Genomic DNA, 3,283 nt, shown 5'->3' with positions numbered 1-3,283 from the left:
ATCCCCGCCATCTCAGCTAAGGATTTAGTTTTACTCAGATTTTGCATCCCCGCCATCTYAGCTAAGGATTTAGTTTTACTCAGATTTTGCATCCCCGCCATCTCAGCTAAGGATTTAGTTTTACTCAGATTTTGCATCCCCGCCATCTCAGCCAAGGATTTTAATGGTTTCTCTAGCATTTCGTGTTGATTATCTAATATTCTATCACTATTTGCTACCTTCTTTTCGTCCAAAATAAGCACCTCCATTTTCCAGTTTTACCTAAATAAATAATAACATAAGGACATAAAGTAGTTTCTCAAAATGTAATTATTTTTATTTACGAAACCTTAATTGGTTAATAATTCGTCCAAACAAAGTTTCATTTATTACAGTTCAAGAGGAAAAGGCGCTCCAACAAAATAGCGTCCTTTTTGCTATATCGAATAGAAATAATGATGACGTGTGAGTTTACCTACTGCATACCTATCCACTACATGCGGGGTCTTATAAAGTGGGAAATACCCCCCTCACCTTTTCCACACGCATTGTTGCTCTACGTGGTAAGAAACGTAGACTACGGTTTGGAACTTTATTTTACGTGGGTCACCTACTTTGTACCATAATTAATTGTTTTTGGGACAATGGGAAGGTTGCGAACAAACAAAAAACGAGCTTTATAAAAGTAAGCTCGTTTCCAACTATCACCATACCTTTTTTACATAAGGATTAATAATTTTACCGTCAACATATAGTTAGTATGATAAATTTAGCTGATTCCAGTCCACTCTTTAAACACTATAGATACCTATCGTTCCATCTCTCTGGCATCRCACCGAAAGATGTTAAGTAAAAAGCGCCCCATTGTATTTCACGTATCACTTAAGACAAAGTTAAATTAAACAAAACATACATTTCCATCAAACGAAATGTATGTTTTGAAGTTAGTTAACATTTTAAATAAATTTCTTCCAAACTTGTTTAGCAATTTTGTATAACTCTTTTTGGCGTTCATCAATTCTTGTTGAAGTCCATTCGTTATATGAAACAAGTTTTTTTGTCATCTCAATTTTCGATTTCTCATATACTTTCTTTTTCTCAACGAATTCTTTATTTTTTATAGATTTATTATATTCATCCGCTAAAAGTGTTAAATTTCCAATTCTATGCAAATATTTCTGGTGAATATCCTCATGAACCTTCCAATTACCCAGTTTCTTAGGCATAATATGCTCTAAATGTATTTTCATATTGCTTGGATGAACAACTATTTCGTTTTGTTGGAAATCATTGATTTTTCTTAAAATGAATTTTGCTACAGGTGCGCTTTTAATTGAACATACCATAAAATGATTTTCAAATTCATCATCACTTAACATATCATTTTTCAACTCTTGAGCTATTTCATTAAATGTCATACGACTATCAGAAATCTTTTTGGCTAATTTCGCAAACAAGATTTCGTAACGGTTAGCAACTTTCCCTGCAATCACACAATTTCGAACTATAAAACTTTCGATAGCCTCCACAACTTTTTTAATTTCAGACTCATCGTAGGAATTATTAGCCATTGCAATTACAATTGGATGATAAGTACTAGCATTTAGGAGTTTTAAATTTTCTATATGCTTTTCAATTAGTTTATCTTTAAAATGCATTTCATTAATAGGATCTACTAATACTTTATACACACTGATACTTTTAACTAACTCCTGAGTGAAGTTTAAACACTCTGTTGGCGTAGTCACTACACCTTTTAAATTCTTATATAGTTCTTTTTCCCTCGTGAATTCAAATTTCGAATTCCAAAAGGTTCTAAAATATCTAGTGAGATCAATTCCATCCGCATTTTCCTGCATTTTCAACCATTCACTTTTAACGTCATCTATTAACCTGTCAGATGTTTTAAATAAATGATTCTTTAATAAATCAGATGTCTCCAGCTCTTTTCCTCTAGCATTTAGAGTCTCAAATATTATAAATGCTTCGTTCATATCATCTGTTTCAACACACATCAAACTAAATTTATTTTTAAAGCCGTTATAATATTCAACTAGTTTATTATATTTATCATTATCATCTAAATTTATTAATTCTTTAGCTAGTTGTTCATATAAATAATCGTAAGCTTCTTTAATACGAATATGTGATGGCTCTGTTAGTTCTTCTGTAACAGGCATCCCCCGTTGAATGAAGTCTCTAAAGAATACATTATCAATTTTCCCTAGATGGAACTGAAGTTCATTCTCTTCCTCGCTCCAACGTCCTATGATCTTTAATCGGATATCTTCTACTTTATTACGTGCGCCATCTCTATTTGTTCGTGTATATATATCATCAAACAATTGCCTTATTACCGACAAAAAGATTATTGACGTTGAGCTACGTTGTTGACCATCAATTATGTATTTCTTTTTATCTTCGTGATCGTCATGAATAACAACCTGTCCAAAAAAATGACTATCTCGACCATTCTCAACGAGATCAACTAAATCTTGCCAAAAGTCCTTGATTTGTTCATCTTCTTCCCATGAATATTCCCGTTGATAATCTGGAATGTAAAATTTTTCACTTATTAAAAATTGTTCCACTGTATAAAAATTGAATTTTTTTATCGTCAAAATATACACCGTCCTATTTCTCTTTACACAAAAATCGATGATTTTCATTATACATTATTACAATTAAAATCTCTATTCGACAATAATTTAACCTCATTTTTATCAGCATACTAATCCAATCGTTTCGGCACATACCACCTTATCCTATATAAAATAAAAGCATAGCTGTGCTATTCATCCAACTATACTTTCAATTCAGCACTTTCTTTAATTGCTTGGTATAATGTTGTACAGCTCGCATTCGTGATTTCCCTTATTTCATTTACTGTTAAATTGTTTTATCTTGTTTGTTGTATAGTTCTATTGTATATTGCGATTTTTCGCCTCACTACTTAGCTACTCGATTCCTTCAAGCTGTCTTTCCTTAATCATATCCACTTCGAACTGTGCTATACCATTCAAAACTGAGATCTCAATTTCACTATCCATGTCGTTGTATAGATCTTTTATCCACCCATGTTAAAAACAACAAGATGGTTCACTTCACGTTCACTTAGCATTTCAATTATTCTAAGTGCATCCTATGTACTTCGAGGAAAGCGATCCAGTTTTGTTATAACAATCTTATAATCTTGTTGAACAGTATCAAATAACTTGTTAAACTCCTACCGCTTCTCCTTGTCACTTCCACTGATCTTCTTCTTTAGACACCTTGCCACCTATACTCTTGTAGTTGTTTAAGC

Annotated in this window: 2 protein-coding genes; both read right to left on the bottom strand. The window is 32.3% G+C overall.

The features are described from left to right. Positions 1-233, bottom strand: a 233-nt coding sequence (locus tag AC1DVK_RS26595; protein WP_477627793.1) for a hypothetical protein, incomplete at its 3' end; no start/stop codon positions are given. A gap of 702 nt (positions 234-935) precedes the next feature. Further along, complete coding sequence (locus AC1DVK_RS26590; protein ID WP_477627792.1) at positions 936-2,600, bottom strand: DUF262 domain-containing protein; 1,665 nt, start codon at positions 2,598-2,600, stop codon at positions 936-938. Positions 2,601-3,283 lie beyond the last annotated feature (683 nt).

Source organism: Peribacillus sp. P4_B1, from assembly GCF_056402395.1.
This window is presented reverse-complemented; position numbering and strand designations above follow the sequence as displayed.